At 44.4% G+C, this 21264-nt stretch carries 21 protein-coding genes; 12 read left to right on the top strand and 9 right to left on the bottom strand.

What is annotated here, in order from left to right:
• The first annotated feature begins 61 nt into the window (after nt 1-61).
• The gene (locus BUA79_RS09140) at nt 62-1285 is read left to right on the top strand and encodes a helix-turn-helix domain-containing protein (protein WP_073994133.1); all 1224 of its coding nucleotides are present in this window, start codon (nt 62-64) and stop codon (nt 1283-1285) included.
• Nucleotides 1286-1362: 77 nt separating this feature from the next.
• On the opposite strand, the gene BUA79_RS09145 is transcribed toward BUA79_RS09140, so the two are convergent.
• The 5 genes from BUA79_RS09145 to BUA79_RS09165 form a co-directional block, all read right to left on the bottom strand.
• Nucleotides 1363-2604 carry an NAD(P)/FAD-dependent oxidoreductase gene (locus BUA79_RS09145; protein ID WP_073994134.1) on the bottom strand — a complete coding sequence of 414 codons (1242 nt, stop codon included), beginning with the start codon at nt 2602-2604 and terminating at the stop codon, nt 1363-1365.
• Between the two features lie 16 nt (nt 2605-2620).
• Nucleotides 2621-3382 (bottom strand): ATP-binding protein, encoded by a 762-nt coding sequence (locus BUA79_RS09150; RefSeq protein WP_073994135.1) that lies wholly within the window; start codon nt 3380-3382, stop codon nt 2621-2623.
• Nucleotides 3383-3397: 15 nt separating this feature from the next.
• Entirely contained in the window at nt 3398-5263 is a 1866-nt protein-coding gene (gene cooS / locus BUA79_RS09155; protein ID WP_073994136.1) for an anaerobic carbon-monoxide dehydrogenase catalytic subunit, read from the bottom strand.
• Complete coding sequence (locus BUA79_RS09160; protein WP_073994137.1) at nt 5260-5760, bottom strand: 4Fe-4S dicluster domain-containing protein; 501 nt, start codon at nt 5758-5760, stop codon at nt 5260-5262. The genes cooS and BUA79_RS09160 overlap by 4 nt, the downstream gene beginning before the upstream one ends.
• A gap of 164 nt (nt 5761-5924) precedes the next feature.
• The gene (locus BUA79_RS09165) at nt 5925-6197 is read right to left on the bottom strand and encodes a hypothetical protein (protein ID WP_094757406.1); all 273 of its coding nucleotides are present in this window, start codon (nt 6195-6197) and stop codon (nt 5925-5927) included.
• 167 nt (nt 6198-6364) lie between these two features.
• Between BUA79_RS09165 and BUA79_RS09170 the strand changes: the two genes are divergently transcribed.
• The 3 genes from BUA79_RS09170 to BUA79_RS09175 all read left to right on the top strand — a co-directional run bounded on the left by BUA79_RS09170 (nt 6365) and on the right by BUA79_RS09175 (nt 8943).
• A complete protein-coding gene (locus BUA79_RS09170; protein WP_073994151.1) occupies nt 6365-7399 on the top strand; it encodes a DMT family transporter in 1035 nt (344 codons plus the stop codon).
• A gap of 76 nt (nt 7400-7475) precedes the next feature.
• Nucleotides 7476-7643, top strand: coding sequence for a hypothetical protein (locus BUA79_RS12565; RefSeq protein WP_178138574.1), 168 nt, complete (start codon nt 7476-7478; stop codon nt 7641-7643).
• Between the two features lie 55 nt (nt 7644-7698).
• A complete protein-coding gene (locus tag BUA79_RS09175; protein ID WP_073994139.1) occupies nt 7699-8943 on the top strand; it encodes a DEAD/DEAH box helicase in 1245 nt (414 codons plus the stop codon).
• On the opposite strand, the gene BUA79_RS09180 is transcribed toward BUA79_RS09175, so the two are convergent.
• Nucleotides 8944-9651 carry a M48 family metallopeptidase gene (locus BUA79_RS09180; protein ID WP_073994140.1) on the bottom strand — a complete coding sequence of 236 codons (708 nt, stop codon included), beginning with the start codon at nt 9649-9651 and terminating at the stop codon, nt 8944-8946.
• A gap of 187 nt (nt 9652-9838) precedes the next feature.
• Between BUA79_RS09180 and BUA79_RS09185 the strand changes: the two genes are divergently transcribed.
• Together BUA79_RS09185 and BUA79_RS09190 are read left to right on the top strand one after the other, a co-directional pair.
• Nucleotides 9839-10249 carry a molybdenum cofactor biosynthesis protein MoaE gene (locus tag BUA79_RS09185; RefSeq protein WP_073994141.1) on the top strand — a complete coding sequence of 137 codons (411 nt, stop codon included), beginning with the start codon at nt 9839-9841 and terminating at the stop codon, nt 10247-10249.
• Between the two features lie 97 nt (nt 10250-10346).
• Nucleotides 10347-11189: a nitroreductase family protein gene (locus tag BUA79_RS09190; protein WP_073994142.1), complete on the top strand. Its 843-nt coding sequence runs from the start codon at nt 10347-10349 to the stop codon at nt 11187-11189.
• Between the two features lie 59 nt (nt 11190-11248).
• Here BUA79_RS09190 and BUA79_RS09195 read toward each other — a convergent pair whose 3' ends face one another.
• The 3 genes from BUA79_RS09195 to BUA79_RS09205 all read right to left on the bottom strand — a co-directional run bounded on the left by BUA79_RS09195 (nt 11249) and on the right by BUA79_RS09205 (nt 14554).
• Entirely contained in the window at nt 11249-12091 is an 843-nt protein-coding gene (locus BUA79_RS09195) for a formate/nitrite transporter family protein (RefSeq protein WP_073994143.1), read from the bottom strand.
• Nucleotides 12092-12123: 32 nt separating this feature from the next.
• Nucleotides 12124-12477, bottom strand: coding sequence for a hypothetical protein (locus BUA79_RS09200; protein WP_073994144.1), 354 nt, complete (start codon nt 12475-12477; stop codon nt 12124-12126).
• 70 nt (nt 12478-12547) lie between these two features.
• Nucleotides 12548-14554, bottom strand: coding sequence for a KUP/HAK/KT family potassium transporter (locus tag BUA79_RS09205; protein ID WP_073994145.1), 2007 nt, complete (start codon nt 14552-14554; stop codon nt 12548-12550).
• 459 nt (nt 14555-15013) lie between these two features.
• Here BUA79_RS09205 and BUA79_RS09210 point away from each other — a divergent pair, with 459 nt between their 5' ends.
• The 6 genes from BUA79_RS09210 to BUA79_RS09235 all read left to right on the top strand — a co-directional run bounded on the left by BUA79_RS09210 (nt 15014) and on the right by BUA79_RS09235 (nt 20921).
• Nucleotides 15014-16357 carry a TrkH family potassium uptake protein gene (locus BUA79_RS09210; RefSeq protein ID WP_242941674.1) on the top strand — a complete coding sequence of 448 codons (1344 nt, stop codon included), beginning with the start codon at nt 15014-15016 and terminating at the stop codon, nt 16355-16357.
• Nucleotides 16358-16370: 13 nt separating this feature from the next.
• Nucleotides 16371-17018: a potassium channel family protein gene (locus tag BUA79_RS09215; RefSeq protein ID WP_073994146.1), complete on the top strand. Its 648-nt coding sequence runs from the start codon at nt 16371-16373 to the stop codon at nt 17016-17018.
• A 19-nt stretch (nt 17019-17037) separates the two neighbouring features.
• Nucleotides 17038-19008, top strand: coding sequence for an ATP-binding protein (locus tag BUA79_RS09220; protein WP_073994147.1), 1971 nt, complete (start codon nt 17038-17040; stop codon nt 19006-19008).
• Nucleotides 19001-19708, top strand: a complete 708-nt coding sequence (locus BUA79_RS09225; protein ID WP_073994148.1) for a response regulator — start codon at nt 19001-19003, stop codon at nt 19706-19708. The genes BUA79_RS09220 and BUA79_RS09225 overlap by 8 nt, the downstream gene beginning before the upstream one ends.
• Before the next feature lie 87 nt (nt 19709-19795).
• Nucleotides 19796-20278: a methylglyoxal synthase gene (locus BUA79_RS09230; RefSeq protein ID WP_073994149.1), complete on the top strand. Its 483-nt coding sequence runs from the start codon at nt 19796-19798 to the stop codon at nt 20276-20278.
• A 229-nt stretch (nt 20279-20507) separates the two neighbouring features.
• Entirely contained in the window at nt 20508-20921 is a 414-nt protein-coding gene (locus BUA79_RS09235) for a hypothetical protein (protein ID WP_073994150.1), read from the top strand.
• The last annotated feature ends 343 nt before the right edge of the window (nt 20922-21264 follow it).

A 21264-nucleotide genomic window follows, 5' to 3' on the forward strand; every position in this document is an offset into this window, starting at 1 on the left:
AAGTAAGAGTAGCAAAATAAATATACAATAAACAGAAAAATCGGATATTGAAGAGGTTACAATGAATGAGAAGCTGAAGGAACAGATGATCAAAGTCAGCGAAAATTTTCATATTGTGTCCGAAGAGTATTGCACTCCGGTGGACTACAAGCAGAAAAAAGTCCTGGGCGATAATAAAAAATGCGAGTTCTGTGAGCATTGTGTAGAAAAAAAATGTGATGGTCGTAACGTTCTGTTATATGGCTGCCGCGAGGCATACCGATGGAACGGAATATATATATATTACTGCCCACTGGGTCTGACCCTGATTGCATCCTCTATTGCGGATGAGAAAGGGGAACTTCTTGGAGGGCTTGTTTCCGGCCCCATATGCATGGGAGAGGCAGAGGATGCAATTGATGCGCTGCACGGGCCGGAAATCAGAGATAAGATTGCCTCCCGGAAAGCCAGAACACCCCAGATGGTTTACAGTCTGTCTGAGCTGCAGAAAAATGCGACCATCTGTCTGACGGGCACAACAAACTCAAGAATTGAAAAGCATTTTTATGATCAGGCCAAATACCTAAGTACATTGTATACAGAGGGAATCCGGTTCCAGAAAGAGGGAATGCATTCCGTGTATCCCATTGGGGTGGAGAGAAAGCTCAGAGATGCCGTAGCCAACAGGGATCTGGAGTCTTCCCAGGCACTTCTTAACCGTATGCTGGCGTACATATTCATATCGAACGATTATGACATGGAAGCTATCCTTCCCAGGGTCACAGAACTTGTCATTGTGATTTCAAGATCGGCAGCAGATGCGGGAGCAGATATTAACGAGATCCTCCATTTAAATGAGAATTTCATGTCCTATATTGAAGAGTATAAGACACTGGAAGAGATGAGTTCCAGCGTGATGTCCCTTCTGCTGCGTTTTATGTCAGAAACATTTGATTTTGCGGAAGTTAAGCATACAGATATCGTATATAAGACGATAGAATACATCAAAATGAATTGTTTTAAGAAGCTGACCCTGGATGAAATTGCCGACAGTGTGTATCTGAGCAAGACTTATCTGAGCAGTATATTCAAGAAAGAGACGGGACAGAGCATAACCAACTATATCAACAATGTAAGGATTGATAAGAGTAAAAGCATATTGCTGCTGGAAAACTCGAGTATTATCGACATTGCCAACGCGTGCGGTTTCGAGGATCATAGTTATTACACAAAGGTGTTTAAGAATATTGTGGGAGTCCCGCCAAAAAAATTCAGGGAGAACAGAGGCAAAATCAGACATTTCTAATTTGCAAAAAAGAGCATCCTGGCATTGTATTATAATGCCAGGAAGCCCTTTTGTTTTCAGTGGATTGATATTTTGTCTTACTTAACGGATATCTCTGCGATGACCCCGTGGTCGAGCAGGGAATGACATTCTTCGGGGCTTAATTCTTTTCCAAGACGCTGCATGAGAACGCCGGCGTTCTTGGTTTTTCCGATCAGGATGAATCCTGTCAGCTTTCGATTCTGGAAAACGAATTTCCGATATTGATTCCGCTCAGGTTCTGAAAGTATAACAGCAAATGAACCGGCTTCACTGCCACGTCCGTCCCCGCCGCAAATCGCATGCAGGCCGAAGAACTGAAGGGAGTTCATGGAAAGTGCTCCTTCGTACGCCACAGGGGAGCCTGCCATGTTGGCGCCTGCAATTTGTCCCTGTTCCGTTGCATTGGGCCAGAGGGCATAGCTTCGGGATCCGCCGAACAGCTTGTCTTTAGCCATTACACAATCGCCTGCAGCATAAATATCCGGAACGGAGGTTTTCATGTGGTCATCAACCTCGATCCAGTCAGACTGGATTCGTGCTACGTCCTCTGGTATGAAGGAAGTGTTCGGATTGACACCTTTTCCCATGAAAATAAAGTCACAGGAGACAACCGAACCGTCATTAAGCTCTACTCCGCTGACGGCTCCCAAACTGTCATGAAGAACCCGGCTCGCACTTAAACCAAACAGGAATCGTACCCCGTTATTTTTCAGATGTCTGTAGAGGATATCTGCCCCTTCAGAATCGAACTGCTGAGAAAGAATGTGCTGTGAAGTCACAACAATCGTAATATCCAGTCCATGTTCGGCAAGAGCACTGGCTGTTTTGAGACTAACCAGCCCGGCGCCCAACACGCAGACCCGCTTTTGGCCATTGCTGATCTTTTTGATCAGTGCATCCGCGTCTTTCATTGTCCGCATGACATGGACATCACCGGGTTTCGCGTCCGGGATATCCATGAGTCTCGGGGAAGCACCGGATGCAATCAGCAGCGTGTCGTAAGAGACTCTCACGCCCGAAGACAGAATAACCTGCTTAGACGGAGCATCGATTTTGGTTACTTTCAGCCCGCGCAAAAAGTTGATGGACTGGGTTTCGTAATAATCTGATGGACGGAGCATCATCCGCTCCCTGTCCGTGTAGCCTGAAACGTAATAGGTTGTCAAGCAGCGGGAATAGGCGTCCTGTGTCTCTTCACTTATTACCGTAATGAGACCTTCTTGATCCCTTTCCCGGATGGCATCGGCAGCGAAAATACCGGCTGCACTGTTGCCGATAATTACATAATGTTTATTCATAGTGGAGTTTCCTTTCTCAAAGAGTCTTCTGTAAGAGAGCAATACCATCTATGATATCAGGAAGCCCCTTTGGAATAATCCGGTTCGTGGCAAAATCACCTGTAAGGGACTGTGTGGTTATCTCTTCAGTATATGGAATGAATCCCGCCATATTTTCTTTGCCAAGCTTGTTTTCCAGAAAAGCCCGGTCTATTTCACTCCTCACACGATTTCCGATGAAACGTGTCTGGGCAATTCCAAGATCTGTAGCCAGATCATTGATAACCTGAGCCGTTGCCACGCTGACCAGACTGGGTTCGGTTACGATTAGCATAAGATCTACGCCTCGTGCAGTTCCGCGTGTGAGGTGTTCAATACCGGCACCCATGTCGAGAACAAGATAGTCGTCGTCCTGCATGAGCAGGCTGGCAATCATGGCGTTCAGGACGCTGTTCTCCCGGCAATAACAGGATGAGCCGCCCGCCTTTACCGCTCCCATACGAAGAAACTGGAGATTGTCCCTGGTGAGTTTGAAATCCCGGATAATGTCGTCTACTTCCGGATTCAGGGTGAAAAGGCCGACATCTCCGGCCTTGTCTTTCATCAAATCAACCATTTCCACGACCGGTTTCATCTGATTTATTTCTTCGGCAGGAAATCCAAGCAGCAGCCCCAGACTTACATCAGGATCAGCGTCCACAGCAAAAACATGATGGCCCCGATCCAGAAGCAGCTGTATCATTGCAGCTGAAGTGGTGGATTTTCCTGTACCTCCTTTACCAGATACGGCAATTTTCATAATGTGTTCTCCTTACTATAAGCCAAGTGCGGTACGTTTCTTTTCGATATGTTCAATTATGAGTCCCGCCTGTTTGACAGGATCTGCCTCAACTGCAAAGACGGCACCTACAACGCCTTCAGCCCCTGCGGTGAGCAGATTGGTCAGATTCGAACTTCCTAATACGGGTGGTGGAGAGTTCAGGACGGTATATATGCCTGAGGACACGGCATACGTTCCGATGGCAACTGCCTTTTCGGACATCCATTCCGGTGCGGCTGCCGCCAGAGGAAGATCTGAAATATCGACACCAAGTGCATTGGCAATCGCAGCGGCCACAACCAGGACACGGCTGTTATCTACACAGGATCCCATATGAAGCACAGGTGGAACACCAAGCGCACGGCAAACGGCAGCAAGGCCTTCTCCGGCCATGTCGGCAGCTTCAGGAAGAAGCAGTCCGGCTTTGGCGCTGGCAATAGCGGCGCAGCCTGTCTCAACAACAAGTACATTATTCTTAATGAGCTCTTTAGCCAGAGCAATATGATTGTGGTCCTGACGTACTTTCGGATTATTGCAGCCTACGATGCCGGCAATGCCGCGGATGCTTCCGGATTTGATAGCGTCCAGCAGAGGATCCAGGGTTCCGCCAAGGGCTCCCAGGATAGTTTCAACACTGAAGCCGGCCATATATCCCATACGGTCGCTTGGAATATTCACACGGCCCTGGTTACGGTTCGGGTAGTTGTCGATGGCGATGGAGATAATCTGTTTTGCGGTCTCCATGGCATTTTTTTCGTCAAAAGGAACATGGGTGGCTCCAGGGAAAACGGCTTTTGGGGAAGTGGAAATAACCTTGGTATGGAAGCAGTTGGCTACGGTAGGAAGGGAAGGCATGATGCACTGTACATCCACAATCATGGCCTCAACGGCTCCGGTTATGATAGCCAGTTCCTGCTGAAGGAAGTTTCCTGCAATAGGGACGCCATGGCGCATAAGAATTTCATTTCCGGTACAGCACATACCGCAGATATTGATTCCTTCGGCGCCTTTTTCTTTGGCTTTTTTGAGCAGTTCCGGATCTCTGGCAGCAAAAACGATGATGTCGGACAAGGTTGGCTCATGGCCGTGAACTACAATGTTTACTTCCTTGTCGCTCAAAACGCCCAGATTGGACCAGCCTTTTACTACTTCCGGAGTACCGAAAAGAACATCAGAAAGTTCTGTAGCCCACATGGAGCCGCCCCAGCCGTCACTTAAGGAAGTCCGGATGCCCTGCAGTGTCAGGTTCACATAATCCGTGTCAACACCCATGGTGGTCCGGTGCATACATTCCACAACTTCCCTGTCAATACCGCGGGGATCCACGCCAAGGCTGGTCCAGAGATCCTGGCGTACCTTGGGAGCGCGTTTGGTAAACTGAAGTTTCTGACCGCGCATACCATATTCATCTAAGGCGATATCTGAGACGTCGAGAGCGATTTCCTGTATTGTTCTGCCCTCGGTTGGTATATTGAACTCAGAAGCAAGTGCAAGCAGTTTCTTTTCATCCTTGAACTTATAGTCGCCCTCTCCATGCTCGGCAGCTGCACGGAAGGCTAATACGATATCCCTTCCATGGTCCGAGTGCGCTGCGGCACCCGCTGCAATCATACGTACCAGCTGGCGGGATGCGATTGTATCGGCATTGGCTCCGCATACGCCTAACTTTGGGCCGTTTCCGAAAGGATCGATTCTGCAGGGGCCCATGTTGCAGTGGCGGCAGCATAAACCAAGCTCCCCAAAACCACAATGTGGCTGCTGTGCTTCCAGACGGTCCCAGACGGTTTGGATACCTTCCGCATAGGCTTTATCCAGCATTTTTTGTGATGCAGGATCTATGGATTTCTCATGATTTTTCATGCTTGTTCTTCTCCTCCATTCAAGAAATTGACAATATAATTTTTTTGACGGCTTTTAGCGAAATCGTCGGACTCGCCCCAGCTGATTGCGTGTGTCGGACAGGCGGCTGCACAGGCAGGGCTGCCGGTTTCAATGCAAAGGTCACACTTTAGAGCTGTATGCGTTCTTCCAGCCGTAACGGCTCCAAAAGGACAGGTCATAACACACATCCAGCATCCTATACATTTATTGCTGTCGCAGATGACAGCACGTGTCTCCTCATCCCTTTGGAGAGCCCCGCTGATGCAGGCCTTCATGCAAGGTGCATCGCTGCAGTGACGGCATTGCATAGGAAATCTCGCTCCTCCGCTCGTCTGCACGTGAATACGCTTCTCCGGAGTTTCTCCGGAAAGTACGGCTCCTGCCAGAGATCCTGCGTTGCTGTGTGACACTGCACAGGCCAGCTCACAAGTATGGCAGCTTACGCATTTCTCGTAATCGACCAAAACAGTTTTCATTCTTCTTCACACTCCTTTCACGAATTGCGAAAACAGCCAGTGAAATTTTTGGTTGTTAAAATTTAATCAAAAACATCTGGAAGTAATCTTACATTGATTGTATTACCCGGATAGGTTGTTGTCAATTTAGTTTAATTTTTGTCATTTATGTTTAATTTATGTCATTATTCTGCGAGTCGGTCTAAGCGAGCATTTCTAAAATATAACCCGATGTCGATGGAAACGGATATGAAATTTATAACGTAGAAGATCAGCACATAAGAAATAGAAGACTGTGTTAATTTGCTGATAATCCCAAAAACATAGCCGATTAAAATAAAGCACTCAAAAGTCAGGCTTTTGCCCTTGGCTGTCCTCGATTTCAATGATTTGTAGATAGACAGCGGCCAGGATATTCCAAAACAAATAACCATAAGCATTTCAAAAATTTCTGCCATATATATCACTCCCTTCAATAGTCGATATTTGATTGTATCATATAGTGGGCAGGGCTGCATGGGTTACTGCTTGCGTTTTTGGCATTTTACTCTATACTCAAAGTATCACCTTAAGGGATATTGGAGGGTTGTATTTGGAACACCAATCTGTAAGATCAAAAAAAAACATGGCAATCGTCTGCGCAATTTCAGCCGCAGCTTTATACGGTATCAGCGCACCTGCATCAAAGCTACTGCTCCGAGAGATTCCGCCGGCTTTAATGGCAGCATTGCTTTATCTGGGGGCAGGGATTGGGATGACGGCAGTAAATTCCATGAATCGGTGGAATAAGGCTGTAAAAGATGAAGCAAAGATGACGAAGAAGGAAATGCCATATGTATCCGGCATGATTATTCTGGATATTGCGGCCCCTATATTTTTCATGATGGGTCTGACAATGACGAATTCAGCAAATGTCGCCTTGCTGAATAATTTTGAAGTTGCCGCAACCTCAGTTATAGCGCTTATCCTTTTCAAGGAATCCATTGGAAGGCAAATGTGGTATGCAATAGGGTTAATAACGATTGCCAGCATTATCCTGTCATTTAAAGATTTCAGCGCTTTTTCATTTTCGTCAGGATCAATATTTATCCTGATTGCCTGTATATGCTGGGGACTGGAGAATAACTGCACCCGAAAGCTGTCGATGAAGGATCCCGTGCAGATCGTGATCGTCAAGGGATTTGGATCAGGAATTGGATCGCTCATCATTTCTCTTGCAATTAAAGAATTCAGCAGCAATATAGCATACATCCTGCTTGCCCTACTGCTCGGATTTGTCGCATATGGTATTAGCATATACCTTTATATTTCGGCACAAAGAGAGCTTGGAGCCGCCCGTACAAGCGCATATTACGCGGCATCTCCTTTTATCGGCGTTTTGATTTCATGGGTTGTGTTACGAGAGGGAATATCCGGATCTTTTTTGGTTGCCCTGGCCATTATGCTGGCGGGAACCGCTTTCTCCATTGCAGAAGATCATAGGCATATGCATACTCATATGGAAGAAACGCATGAACACAGACATAGCCACGATGACAGCCACCACAATCATCCGCATGATCCGGATGCAGCCGGAGAGCATAATCATGAGCATACACATGAAGCAATAGGACACAGGCATGAGCATTTGCCGGACACCCATCACAGGCACGTTCATTAAATAATTAGACAGTACTTATAACATGTAGTAGAATTAAGATGGAAGTAAATAAATATATATATATGGGGGATGAAGTATGGCTGTCAATTTCATTGGTCCAATATTAATGGCATTACTTGTTGCGTCTGCAATTGGTGTTATTACCGGCTTAGTTGTGAAAAACAAAAAGGTACTGTTGATTTCTTTTATAGCGTTGGTTGTGATTGTCGCTATTTATGTTATATTATCTATGTTTTTTGAATAAAAAAGTTGATTGTGTTGTTTAGCTAGACGTAAATAAAATACGAGGAGAAAAAATATTGTTATTTAGTGAATTAAATATTATTGGGCCGATTCAGAAGGCTCTTATCAGTCAGGGATATACGGAGGCAACTCCGATACAGATCAAGGCAATCCCGCCCCTGCTTGAAGGGATGGACATACTGGGCTGCGCCCAGACAGGTACAGGCAAGACCGCTGCCTTTTCCATTCCAATCTTGCAAAGCATTTCCATGGGAAAGGAGTCGCTGAAAGGTCAAAGACAGATTAAAGCCTTAATTGTCGCTCCAACGCGGGAATTGGCGATCCAAATCGGAGATTGTTTTGATGCATATGGGGCTAACCTGGGTCAGAGGACTCTGGTCATTTTCGGCGGAGTGGGTCAAACCCCGCAAACCAGAAAATTGGAAAATGGAATAGATATACTGGTGGCAACGCCAGGAAGACTGCTTGACCTAATAAAACAGGGATTCATCGATTTGGGCCATGTAAAACATTTTGTAATCGATGAGGCGGACCATATGCTGGATATGGGCATGCTTCATGATGTAAAAAGGATTATCACGTATCTCCCTAAGGAAAGGCAGACCATGTTCTTTTCAGCAACAATGCCCGCCGAAATCGCAAAGCTTGCGGATACAATACTGAAAAATCCTGTGAAAATTGAAATTACTCCGGCATTTTCCCCAATCGACATCATCGAACAGGAAGTGTATTTTGTTGATAAAGAAAACAAGACGAACTTATTGGCATATCTGTTAAAAGATAAGGACTATGATTCTGTGATTGTATTTTCCAGAACAAAACATGGAGCAGATAAAATCGTTAAAGAATTGAGTAAAAAAGGATTTATGTCCGTGGCGATCCATGGAAACAAATCCCAGAACAACAGACAGCTTGCGCTGAGCGATTTCAAAGAAAGAAAAACCAGAATCCTGGTTGCAACGGACATCGCGGCAAGAGGGCTTGATATTGAGGAGCTTTCCCATGTTATAAATTATAACCTGCCAGAGGTTCCCGAAACCTATGTACACAGGATTGGACGAACTGGCAGAGCCGGTCTTGGCGGAAAGGCAATCTCCTTCTGCGATTTTGAAGAAAAGCCTTTATTAAAAGACATTCAGAAATTTATAGGCAAAACACTGCCCGAAGTCAAAGATCATCCATATCCGTTGGTCAACACCGAAATTAAGCCCAAAGCAGCTCCGGCTCAGCGCCCGGCTCCTTCCAGGGCCAAGAAGCAAGGTACCGGCAGAACGGCAAAGCCGGCGTCCCGGACCAGATAATCACACGATCATTTTCCAATTGGATAATGCCAGCCAATTCTGTCTCTTTTCATAATCCGGTATGAATTTGCCGACAAGACGCCAGAAAGAACGGTCATGATTCATATGGACCATGTGGCACATCTCGTGGACAACGACATAATCAATCACATCCAGGGGTGCCATTGCAAGCTTCCAGTTGAATGTCAGCTGATGAAAGGAATTGCAGGTGCCCCAGTTGCTGTTGTTCTCAGTAATGCTGATGGAATGAGGTTTTGTTTTGAAATTGCTTTGGTAGTATTTTATACGTTTTTCGATTAGCCTCTTGCATTCTTTATAATAGAACCGCTTAAGGGCTTTCTGGATTTTTTCGTCTTCAAGCTGATTTACGCATATGTGCAGCATGTTTCCGGAAAACGTTACAGAATCCCGGATAATACCATTGTCTTCTGTAATCTGTATCGGATAGAAGCTTCCAAGATACAGGAAAGTTTCTCCCTGGTCATATATTTTCTTTATATGGCCATTTTGTTTTATCTTCATTTCTTCTATGTTTTGCTGAATCCATTCCCACTTTTCTTCCAGCAGACTGACGACGGCTTTTTCCGTCGTGCCTTTTGGTGCCCAGATTTCTATACGGGCATACATATCTATGGAAATAGAAATGGTTTTACGGTTTTTGTAAATCAGATCATAATATATCGTTTCATCTAAATATGTGAGTGTCATATGGCCACCTGAAATTCATTTTTATTTCTGCCGCGGGTGCGTATATCCATAACTTGCGGCAGTTACCGAGTTGATTATAGCATAGAAAATGAGCAAGCGTCTTTTAATCTTCTGGCAAAAATGCTATAATGAATGTCAACTGGTCTGTTAAGGACTAAATGATAATTGTCAAGGAGCGTGTCAGAGTATGATAAATGAAAAAATCAGGAAACAATCGCCATCAATGGATGAATGGCTCAAAGAAGCAAAAAAAGATCCTTCGGCGCTGCAGGTAGGCATGTTTTTAGCCCATAATGGAGTTGTTCGCCAAACACCCAAAGCCAAGGTGCGTCAAGGAGTAGATGACGGATCGCAGGTAAAAGGAATGGAATTTTCCTATGACGCGGCAAAGGTGGATGAGGCAATCGCAGCAACCCACAGGATGGACGGCATCTTCTATGTCCGGGTATGGCTTAATGAAGGTCAGCTCGAGCTGGGTGATGATATTATGTATGTGCTGATAGGCGGCGACATCAGGCCGCATGTTGTGGATGCATTGCAGTCTCTGGTTGAAAAAATCAAAAGCGAATGTGTTAATGAAATCGAACAAAAATCATAATCGCCTCAGGGGTGCTTCATCAGGGAATGGCGAAGCACCTTTTTTGTGCGGGCTTTGGAACAGGTACTTGACGGGGAGGAGTAAATGAGGAGGAAATATGGAGTATAGCAAATCAATTGTCGAAGTGATCAAGGAGAGGACTTCGTCCAGAACCTTTGATGGGAGGAAAATTGATGAGATTGCGCTGCGGAAGCTGTCAGACTATATTGCACAGATTAACCAGGAAAATAAAATAAAGGGCAGATTTGTGCTGGTTCGAAATAGCGGAGCAAATCCTGAAAAACCTGTAAAGCTTGGAACATACGGTTTCATTTCTGGGGCGGATTCATTCCTGGTTGGAATAATAGACAAAGAGGAAAAGGATGCCCTTACGTTTGGCTATCTGTTCGAAAAAATCATACTCTGCGCGACCGATTTGGGAATCCAGACATGCTGGCTGGGTGGAACCTTTAATAAAAGTGATTTCGAAAAGACCGTAAACCTAAGGGAGAATGAATTCATTCCGATTGTTTCTCCAATTGGGTATAAACGGGAAAATCCACGGATTTTTGAAACGGTCATGAGATTTTCAATTGGTGCGGATAAAAGAAAAGCCTGGAATGAGCTGTTTTTCGAAAAGAACAATTCGGAACCGATGAATGAAAAAACCATAGGAGCATATGCCCTTCCTCTTGAAATGGTGCGGCTGGGACCATCTGCTTCCAATAAACAGCCCTGGCGGATCATTCATGACGGCCAGGCATATCATTTCTTTCTTTGCAGGACAAAGGGGTACGGAGTCATGGCATACGACCTGCAAAAAAACGATATGGGAATTGCAAAATGCCATTTTGAATTATCAGCAGGGGAACTGGGACTAAAGGGAAGATGGGAAATAACCGGAGGGACAGAAGCACCGGATGAATGGGAATATACTGCAACCTGGATTGCAGAAAAATAAAAGCCGCCATTATATATCCTCGGATAATATAATGGCGGTTTCTTTCGTGTGGACAAAATTCAATTGGTATTTTTAGTGTACGTAAACCAGTAGAGCAGGGCAACGAACACTCCGCCACCAATGATATTCCCAAGGGTAACCGGAATCAGGTTGGAGGTGACAAAACTCCCCCAGTTCAGGTTCGCCAGCTGCTCGGCGCTAAGTCCGGATGCTGCCACCCAGGCCTCATTGGATTTTGCGAGTATTCCGGCGGGAATATAGTACATGTTCGCAATACTGTGTTCAAAACCGGAGGTGATGAACAGCCAGATGGGGAAAAAGATTGCAAATACTTTTCCCACGATGTTTTTAGAACCAAAGGACATCCATACAGCCAGGCAGACCAGCCAGTTGCACATAAGGCCCAGAAATAAGGCAGGCATAAAGTCGAGACCGACTTTGTAGACGGCGATTTTCAGTGTTGCAGCACCAAGGCCGTTGGCTCCGCTATTAAAAAGACCTGACTGCACCATCATATAGGCTATCAAAATCGCACCGACAAAATTTCCAATGTATACAAGTACCCAGTTGGTGAGCATTTCTTCGATTTTTACTTTACGGGAGAATATGCCCGCAAGTATGAGAACATTTCCAGTGAACAATTCAGCACCGGCAATGATTACCAGCATCAGCCCCGTGCCAAAAATTGCACCGGCAAGAGCCTTGCCCAATCCATACGTTTCAGGCTTTGCAAACAGATTGAATGCGGCCATATTTGATCCTTCTGCCGCAAAGGCTATGAAAGCACCTCCGAGAATTGCCAGGATAAACTGATTGAGCTTCCTGATTTTGACTTTTCTAATGCCAATGGCAATAGTTGCGCTGGTTATTTCCGCCGGGGTGAGATCTTTGGTTTCATTCATTTCCAATCCCTCCTTTTATCGTTCCCTAAGAATTACTCCTTCTCTGACAGGGATACACCTATGATTTCATCAAGGTATATGATCATAAATTTAAGTCTGGTTTTAGTGGGACCCTGTATCAGGGTTGCATTTTCCATTGTGATAAAGGCGTTTCTCTGGTCGTCCATAAAGGGGTCGTCTATGTCATAATCCTTTTCGTAAACTCCTAACATCCCGTTTATAAAATCCGGAAAATCACCCTCGGAGTATTCATTGACAATGATAACCTTTCCTTCAATAAGGCCTGCTGCTGTCAGGATGTTAATCCTTCTGTTTTGAAGGTTTGCTTTTTGAATAAAGTCTACCAGATACCTAATTGAGTAAATCTTCAACCTTTCAGTTGTCATAATAGTATTCCTCCCATCCATGGATTGTTTATTAAAGTATAACATATAGAAATGTTCAATGGGAATGTGTTTATTGCAATTCTCTCTTAAGTACAAGTGTCTTTTCCTGCTTCACTAACAATGGAACCGATTCTATAATTGTATTTGCATTTTCAAGTCCGAACCAGCGGACAGGTGAGCCTGTAAAGCTATTGATTGCATATTTCAACCTCATGGCGACACGCTCGAATCCGGAAACATCACTGTCCGGTGCCAGGGTTTTTTTGATGAAAACAAACTCAAAATCACCTACGTTGGAACCCTCATACAGAGAGTAAATCTGCAATTGGGGTTTGAGTTCACCACTCTTCATGAGATCCTGGATAATCTGTCTCATAAAGACGTTTATACGCTGCTCCACTTTAAAGCCCAATTTCAGCTTGACCTTAAAACAGAAATTCGTACCGAAATCCTGAACGCTGTATGCCATCGTATAAGGGTCTTCTACAACATTAATATGGATAAACCAGTAGACTTGTGCCCGCTTCGGCCGTTTATCCAAAATGGAATACAGCACATCCCTTTCCAGGTAATTCATATCTCCGTTAATCGTCATATAGACAAGATTGATGGCGGAGTAAGGGATGGAGTCATCTTCTCTTAAACGGCATAACTTTTCTACAAACTGCGCCGCCGGGAATAGTATTTCATGTTTTTTCTCCGTTCTATGCCCTACATACCAGGTGAGCATTACAATTAAAATTAAGAACGCAAGCATGACTGCCACATATCCGCCATGTACAAATTTTACTGCATTGGATAAAAAGAACGTCACCTCCAGCGCACCAAAAAACACAAGAAATATAATAGTGAAAACAGTCGGAACCTTCTTGATGTGCAAATACTGGAAAAGCAGTATTGTCGTCATGAGCATCGTTACCGTAATCGCCAAGCCGTAAGCAGCCTCCATCCTGCCTGAAGACTGGAAGAAAAGGATTACACAAATGCAGCAGCCCCATAAAAGATGATTGACCATCGGTATAAACATCTGTCCCTTCTTTTCCGCCGGATATTGGATCTGCAGGTGAGGCAGCAGCCCCAGATGAATTGCTTCTTTTACCAGTGTGTAGGCTCCAGTGATAAGTGCCTGGGATGCTATGATTGCAGCCATTGTACTCAGTATTACCGAAAACAATCTTAATCGATCCGGGAGCATATCAAAAAATGGATTCAAATCGGATAACGAATATGCTTTCGGATGAAGCCGTGCATGCATAAGCCAGGCACCCTGCCCAAGATAATTGAGAATCAGGCAGACTTTCACGTAAGGCCAGCTTCCATAAATATTCAGCTTGCCCACGTGTCCCATATCGGAATAAAGGGCTTCTGCTCCTGTTGTGGCTAGGAAAATGCTGCCTAATATCATAAAACCTGCTTTGTTATTGGGACTAAAAAGTAATTCTGCTCCACGGAGAGGATTGAATGCAAGAAGTATATGTGGATCAAGTCTGATCATTAATATACCCGTAATGGCAAGGAAGGTGAACCATAAGACCATAATTGGCCCAAACGCTTTTCCTATCAGACTGGTTCCGGCTCGTTGAAAAGCGAATATTGCGCTGATTATAACTATAGAAATCCCAATAATTGCGCCCTGTCCATTTCCAATGATATTTACAATGAAAGGTACCCCCCGCAGCCCCTCAATTGCTGACGTAACGGTAACAGCAGGCGTGAGAACGCCATCTGCCAACAGGGCTGCGCCACCAATCATTGCAGGAATCACAAGGAGTTTTCCGCGTTTTAGCACCAGATGATATAAGGAAAAGATGCCGCCTTCGCCATGGTTATCTGCCTTCAATGCAAATACGACGTATTTTACCGTTGTTATCAGGGTTATTGTCCAGATGACCAAGGAAAGAGCCCCTATGATAAAATCATTATCCAGCATGGCAAGCCCGCCGTTTCCAGATACAATTGATTTCATTACGTACAGTGGCGATGTCCCAATGTCACCATACACGATCCCTAAGGCTATCAACATATATCCAGCGCTCAGCGGAATTTTTTTTGAATTATCGTCCATTAAACTTTTCATAATATCCTCCATGTTAGAATCCTGGCGTATATATAGAACCAGGTCTGCAAAATAATATTTTTAGAAGCCGATATTTATTGGCTTCGCAGCCAGGCTTTTGCCTGAAAAGTTGCTTTAATCGTCTAACAGAACGTGGAAAGGAATTTTTGCTTTTATTCAGCAGAAGATTGCCTAGAGAGAATAAGCCGTGCGAGAAAATAAAGAATTGCAAATTCAATTAATACTGTTATTATGATTAAAACACCGTTCATTATCATCACCTCGCTCCTATGATATCAGTGAACGCATAAAAATAGAGTAATGGCTTAGGACTGGGCATTAAGAATTTATAAGGAGGCCAGGTGGTCTTTATATAATCTTAATGGCTTGCCATATACCCTAACCCTATCTTAATAGCTATTTTGATAGAATCCCTCTGATATTTACTGTTCAGAAAATTTGAAAATGGGGTAAAGACAAGTGAAAAGAATCAAAAAAATGTCTCCGATGAAGATTATCCTGATGGGGTACTGTCTTGTAATCCTGGTTGGAACCTTGCTCCTGATGCTTCCTGCATCTGCAAAGGGACAAGGAGGGGTGAGCATGATTGACGCTTTCTTCACGGCCACTTCCGCCACTTGCGTAACGGGACTGGTCAGATTCGATACTTACATGAACTGGACAATATTTGGGCAGATTGTGATTCTGGTAATGATTCAGATTGGCGGGATTGGATTCATGACATTCGTGGTTTCCGTTATATCGCTTACGAGGATGAAAATCGGATTTTCACAACGCCTTGTTATGCAGGAATCCGTTGCGGCTCCACAGATCGGTGGAATTGTCCGGAACACAAGGATTATGCTGATTGGAACGCTTGTGGTTGAAGGAATGGGAGCGTTATTGCTGGCGTTCCATTTCTGTCCGCGTCTTGGATTAGGAAAAGGGTTGTATTTTTCTGTATTTCATTCTATTTCGGCATTCTGCAATGCCGGGTTTGACCTCATGGGGAACAGTGGGGAAGCATTCTCCTCATTGACGACACTGGGGACTAACGCATACGTGAATCTGATAATAATGTTTTTGATCATCAGCGGAGGCCTTGGGTTTTTTGTGTGGTATGATCTTCTGGAGAAGCGGTTCAGCTTCAGAAAGATGGAACTGCACAGCAAAATGGTGATTGTCGTGACCTTGATCCTGGTGGTGGGCGGAGCTGCAGGAATATTTATTTTTGAACAATTTGGATCTGCATTTGATGGATATACGACATCAGAAAAAATACTCCTATCATTTTTTCAGTCGGTTACGGCGAGAACGGCCGGATTCAATTCCGCAAATCTCGGAAACCTGATGGGTTCCAGCCAGTTTCTTATGATCTGTCTTATGATGATAGGCGGGTCTGCAGGATCGACGGCGGGAGGGATCAAGACGACGACCTTTGCTGTGATGGTAATGAGTATAAGTGCAAAACTGAGGAGAGAAAAATCCATAGAATGTTTTGGCAGGAGACTGGATGACGAAATCCTGCGTACGTCTTCCTGCATTTTTATGATATATATGTTCGCATCCATTGCATCAGCGATGGTGATCTCAACGGTAGAGAATGTACCTGTTTTCACCGCGTTATTCGAAACGGTTTCTGCCATTGGTACGGTTGGCTGCACCCTGGGAATTACGCCGGGAGTAGGGACCCTCTCGGAAATCATCCTGTCCATGCTTATGATTTTTGGGCGTGTGGGACCAATTACCTTTTTGTTTGCTTTTTCTTCGGAAAAACACATGATGATATCTAAGATGCCGCTTGGTAAAATAAGAGTCGGCTGATTGAGGAGGAAAAATGAAATCCATATTGATAATAGGCCTTGGCCGTTTCGGAAGGCATATGGGACGGAAACTGATTGAGGAAGGAAATGAAGTGCTGGCAATTGAAAAATCGGAAGAAAGAGCAGATACAGCCGTATCCGTGATACAGCATATCCTGATTGGAGATGCCACGAATTCTGATTTTATGAGAACGCTGGGGGTAAGCAATTTCGATCTTTGTGTGGTGGCTATTGGAGATAATTTTGCAATGACACTGGAAATTGTAGTATTATTAAAGGACATTGGGGCAAAGCATATTCTTGCCCGTGCCAACAGGGACAGATACAAGAAGCTGCTTCTTCGCAACGGTGCAGACGAAGTAGTGTACGCGGAGAGAGAGATAGCGGAAAGACTGGCCGTCAAATATAGCGTCAACAACGTGTTCGACTATGTTGAACTTACCCCGGAATATGGGATATATGAAGTGGCTGTCCCCGAGGCCTGGGTGGGGAAAAGCATTTCGGAGCAGTCTATCCGGACGAAACATCATGTCAATATCATGGCAATCAAGAGAGGTGAAGTCATATCGCCTCTGCCGCATCCGGACCACGTTTTTGCTATAGATGAAAGACTTATCATAATGGGGCATTACCGTGATATTAAAAGGCTGGTGACAAAGTAAGAAGATCCAAGGAGTTGAAATGGACAGGGAAGAAGAACACATACTTGTATGCTTATCATCATCACCGTCAAATGAAAAAATCATACGTGCCGCTGCAAGAATGGCAGAGGCTTACCATTGCAGATTCACTGCACTTTTTATAGAAACTTCGGATTTTGAGAAAATGTCGGAAGAGGATAAGAGCCGTCTTCAGTTCAATACCAGACTGGCCGGCAATCTTGGTGCAAGGATTGAAACGATAAGTGGTGAGGACGTGGCTTTGCAGATATCTGAATATGCAAGGCTTTCGTTTGTTACAAAAATTGTAGTGGGACGCAGTAATGACCGCAAAAAAATTTTTCTGCAGAGGGCAACACTGGCGGATAAAGTGGCAAGCCAGTCTCCACGGTTGGAAATCTTCATTATTCCAGATGCCTCCGAGGACAAGTACAACATAAAGAAATACAGACCGAAAGGAGCAAAATTTTTTTTTGTTTCCGACGTAATCGTTTCTCTTGCAATATTCATCGCAGCAATTCTGATCAGCAATCTCTTTCAATATCTGGGTTTCAGTGAATCCAACATTATAACGGTATTTATCCTGGCTGTTCTGATCATCGCGGTGATTACTCATAATATCATATATTGTCTTGTGTGCTCAGTTCTGGGAGTGCTGGTTTTTAATTTTCTGTATATTGAACCGAAATTCACAATGTCGGCGTATGAATCAGGATATCCCGTCACTTTCCTGATTATGTTCATATCCGCATTCATAACCGGTACACTGGCAGGGGGAATCAGAAGACAGGAAAAACAGTTTGCCAGGTCAGGCTACAGAACGGCCATATTGCTTGAAACCACCAGGCTCATACAGAAAAAGGAAAACAAGGATGACATAATAGATGTCATGATAAATCAACTAATGAAGATGCTAAATAGGCCGATTTTTTTTTATGGAATAGAAGATATAGAAAACGGACTCGGCGAACCTATACTCTATAAACCCGATTCGGTTGAAATCAATAAGAGTGAATACACAGATGAATATGAAAAATCGGTTGCACGTTGGGTATTGGAGAATAAGAAACAAGCCGGAGCGTCCACCAATGTGCATAGCGGGGCTAAGTGCCTCTATATGTCAGTAAGAAGCAACGACAGGATTTTCTGCATAATTGGGATACCAATGAAAGAAGATAAACTCACCCCTTTTGAACACGACCTGATTGTTTCCATTCTGGGGGAATGCGCATTGGCTCTTGCGAAAAATCTATTTGCCGGCCAGAAAGAAGAAGCTGCTATGCGGGCACAGCGGGAAGAACTGAGGGCAAACCTGTTACGTTCAATTTCGCATGACTTGCGGACGCCGCTTACAAGCATCTCAGGAAACGCAGGAATTCTCCTCAACAATGCAGGGACATTAAGTGAAGAGAAACACAGGAAACTTTACATGGATATATATGATGACTCCATGTGGCTGATAAATCTGGTGGAAAACCTTCTGACAGTCACCGGATTTGAGGATGGATCCATGAATATTCATATGGAGGCAGAATTAATTGAAGAGGTAATCACGGAAGCTCTGCGACACGTCAGCAGAAGAAGCAGAGAGCACCATCTGGAATTCCAACAAACGGATGGACTGCTGCTGGCAAGAATGAACCCCCGGTTAATTATCCAGGTTATTATTAATCTGGTGGATAATGCTATAAAATATACCCCTGCCGGCTCTACAATTTCCATACGGGCAAAAAAAGAAAATGGAATGGTTGTTGTGGAGGTGGCTGATAATGGGGATGGCATCGCAGATGCGGAGAAAGAGAAGGTCTTTGAGATGTTTTATACTTCAGGAAACAGCAGGGGGGATAGCCGGCGGGGAACCGGTCTTGGGCTGGGTCTCTGCAAGCTGATTATATCAGCACACAAGGGCACGATTTCTGTATATGACAATCAACCGCAGGGCGCGGTGTTTTGCTTTACGTTAAAGGCGGAGGAGGTTTCAATAAATGAATAAACCATTGATACTTGTTGTCGAGGATGACTCAGCAATAAGGAATTTAATAACGACCACTTTGGAAACACAAAGTTACCGTTTTCATACGGCACAGAATGGAAATCAGGCAATATCGGAGACAGCGTCCCAAAATCCGGACGTGATTTTGCTGGATCTGGGTCTCCCTGACATGGATGGGCTGGATATCATCAAGAAAATAAGGACATGGACGAATGTCCCAATACTCGTTGTCAGCGCCAGAGGGGAAGACCGGGATAAGATCGAAGCACTGGACGCGGGGGCCGATGATTACCTTGTAAAACCGTTTTCTGTGGAGGAGCTGCTTGCCAGACTGAGGGTAGCGTTGCGGCGGATGTATTTTTCCAGGACGGCGGACGCGGAAAAGGCTGTTTTTACGAATGGAGATCTGAAAATTGACTATGCCTCGGGCTGCGCATGCCTGAAGGAACAGGAACTGCACCTGACGCCCATTGAATACAAACTGCTGGTTCTCCTGGCACAGAATGCAGGAAAAGTGCTTACGCATACATATATACTGAAAAATGTTTGGGGAGGAGCCGCAGAGACCGATTTAGCTTCCCTGCGTGTATTCATGGCAACTCTGAGAAAGAAAATTGAAACAGACACTACACAGCCCAAATATATACAGACCCATGTTGGAATAGGATACCGGATGCTCAGGCAGGAAAATAAGCTATAGAATTGCAGTTTTACATAAACCATACAAAAAGATGATACTCCTTAAGATTTGCGGATGGTAGGATGACGTGAGAAGAAAGGAGCTATTATGACAGAAGAAAAAATAGTAAATTTTATAACATTTACCATCCGCAAGCGCAAAAACATCGCCCTCATCGCCCATGACAATGAGAAGACGAAGCTGATCAACTGGTGCACCACAAACCGGGAGATTCTTGCAAAGAACAACTTGTGCGGTACAGGCACAACAGCCAGGATGATTACGGATAAAGTCGGCTTACAGGTTAAGGGTTACAACAGTGGACCTCTTGGCGGAGACCAGCAGATCGGAGCAAAAATTGTGGAGGGGAATATAGATCTTGTCATCTTCTTCTCGGATCCTCTGACTGCCCAGCCCCATGATCCGGATGTGAAGGCACTCCTGCGGATTGCCCAGGTATATGATATTCCAATTGCAAACAACAAAGCCACAGCAGATTTCATCATCACCTCTAAGTTCATGAACCGGGATTATCTGCATGATGTTATCGACTTCAACAATACGGTTGCCGAGCGCGCCAGTCAGCTATAGCATCAAATCCTCCTCTGATTCGTCTGAAAAATTCTTTTCGAATTCCAACTTATCAACTAAATCAATGCAAAAAAACGAACTGCGCGTGACAAGCCATTTTATGCCTAAGGAGTTGATTGGATTTATACAAAGGTGTTATGCAGTTATCAAATTAAAAAGGCCAGCTATTGGATACATAGGAAGGTATAACTATGCTATAATAACTGTAAAAATGAACGAGGAGCATATTATGGAAAATACGTTAAAAAACTATATCATTGTTGGTGCCTCAAACGAAGAGGAAGCTGTTGCGACAGACAAGATTCATGAAATATTGGACGGTCTTGGAAATGAATCCTTTAAGGAGGTCTTCTTTTTCAGCACGGCTGAAGAAATTGAAGGTTATGCGGAGCGGGAACCCTTTATCCAGGCGATGGTCGGGATTTCCAAGGCAACCTTAAAGAGCATTGCAAAAAAGAAAAAAGAATTTAATCATCTTATCATCAATGCAGTCAGCGGGGAAACGGACCTGTTTTTATGGGGCATAGACATTGCAATCGAGGGAGAAGAACTGTCTTACGGTTTTGTTGATTGGGCAAATGACGGAAATTCCTTTAAATTCGATGGATCAGGCAGTGTGAATTTTCTGGGGACAAATAATTAGGGCAGCTTATTGCCTGTCAGCTTACGGCTGGCAGGCATTTTTTTGTGTGTGCCCAGCATGGGCACAATCTTAAGGGTTAAAGTCCCTAGTCTGCCCTAGTAGTGGGAAAGACATAGCCTAAGACAAGGGTGTCGTGAGCGATTGCGAATCTGAAGGAAGTCCGTGGGCAAATCTCTGGTCTGACGAACAGAAATCATATCAGGCAATTATTATGGATAAGGCTGCACAACAAGTTGAAGTCCAATAACTACTCGGGAAATAATAATTGTAAATATGGCAGATACATGGAGAGGAAGATTGTGCTCTTACCTGGGGAGGTCTCATGGACGTGACAAGAAGGATA

This window comes from Parasporobacterium paucivorans DSM 15970 (assembly GCF_900141895.1).
Classification (GTDB): domain Bacteria; phylum Bacillota; class Clostridia; order Lachnospirales; family Lachnospiraceae; genus Parasporobacterium; species Parasporobacterium paucivorans.

Excerpts from the sequence above, each read along its gene's own strand:
- BUA79_RS09145 (WP_073994134.1), bottom strand. The coding sequence starts at position 2,604 with ATGAATAAACATTATGTAATTATCGGCAACAGTGCAGCCGGTATTTTC.
- BUA79_RS09165 (WP_094757406.1), bottom strand. The coding sequence starts at position 6,197 with ATGGCAGAAATTTTTGAAATGCTTATGGTTATTTGTTTTGGAATATCC.
- BUA79_RS09150 (WP_073994135.1), bottom strand. The coding sequence starts at position 3,382 with ATGAAAATTGCCGTATCTGGTAAAGGAGGTACAGGAAAATCCACCACT.
- BUA79_RS09205 (WP_073994145.1), bottom strand. The coding sequence starts at position 14,554 with ATGAAAAGTTTAATGGACGATAATTCAAAAAAAATTCCGCTGAGCGCT.
- BUA79_RS12565 (WP_178138574.1), top strand. The coding sequence starts at position 7,476 with ATGGCTGTCAATTTCATTGGTCCAATATTAATGGCATTACTTGTTGCG.
- BUA79_RS09190 (WP_073994142.1), top strand. The coding sequence starts at position 10,347 with ATGGAGTATAGCAAATCAATTGTCGAAGTGATCAAGGAGAGGACTTCG.
- BUA79_RS09185 (WP_073994141.1), top strand. The coding sequence starts at position 9,839 with ATGATAAATGAAAAAATCAGGAAACAATCGCCATCAATGGATGAATGG.
- cooS (WP_073994136.1), bottom strand. The coding sequence starts at position 5,263 with ATGAAAAATCATGAGAAATCCATAGATCCTGCATCACAAAAAATGCTG.
- BUA79_RS09225 (WP_073994148.1), top strand. The coding sequence starts at position 19,001 with ATGAATAAACCATTGATACTTGTTGTCGAGGATGACTCAGCAATAAGG.
- BUA79_RS09215 (WP_073994146.1), top strand. The coding sequence starts at position 16,371 with ATGAAATCCATATTGATAATAGGCCTTGGCCGTTTCGGAAGGCATATG.
- BUA79_RS09200 (WP_073994144.1), bottom strand. The coding sequence starts at position 12,477 with ATGACAACTGAAAGGTTGAAGATTTACTCAATTAGGTATCTGGTAGAC.
- BUA79_RS09230 (WP_073994149.1), top strand. The coding sequence starts at position 19,796 with ATGACAGAAGAAAAAATAGTAAATTTTATAACATTTACCATCCGCAAG.
- BUA79_RS09140 (WP_073994133.1), top strand. The coding sequence starts at position 62 with ATGAATGAGAAGCTGAAGGAACAGATGATCAAAGTCAGCGAAAATTTT.
- BUA79_RS09220 (WP_073994147.1), top strand. The coding sequence starts at position 17,038 with ATGGACAGGGAAGAAGAACACATACTTGTATGCTTATCATCATCACCG.
- BUA79_RS09195 (WP_073994143.1), bottom strand. The coding sequence starts at position 12,091 with ATGAATGAAACCAAAGATCTCACCCCGGCGGAAATAACCAGCGCAACT.
- BUA79_RS09160 (WP_073994137.1), bottom strand. The coding sequence starts at position 5,760 with ATGAAAACTGTTTTGGTCGATTACGAGAAATGCGTAAGCTGCCATACT.
- BUA79_RS09235 (WP_073994150.1), top strand. The coding sequence starts at position 20,508 with ATGGAAAATACGTTAAAAAACTATATCATTGTTGGTGCCTCAAACGAA.
- BUA79_RS09180 (WP_073994140.1), bottom strand. The coding sequence starts at position 9,651 with ATGACACTCACATATTTAGATGAAACGATATATTATGATCTGATTTAC.
- BUA79_RS09170 (WP_073994151.1), top strand. The coding sequence starts at position 6,365 with ATGGCAATCGTCTGCGCAATTTCAGCCGCAGCTTTATACGGTATCAGC.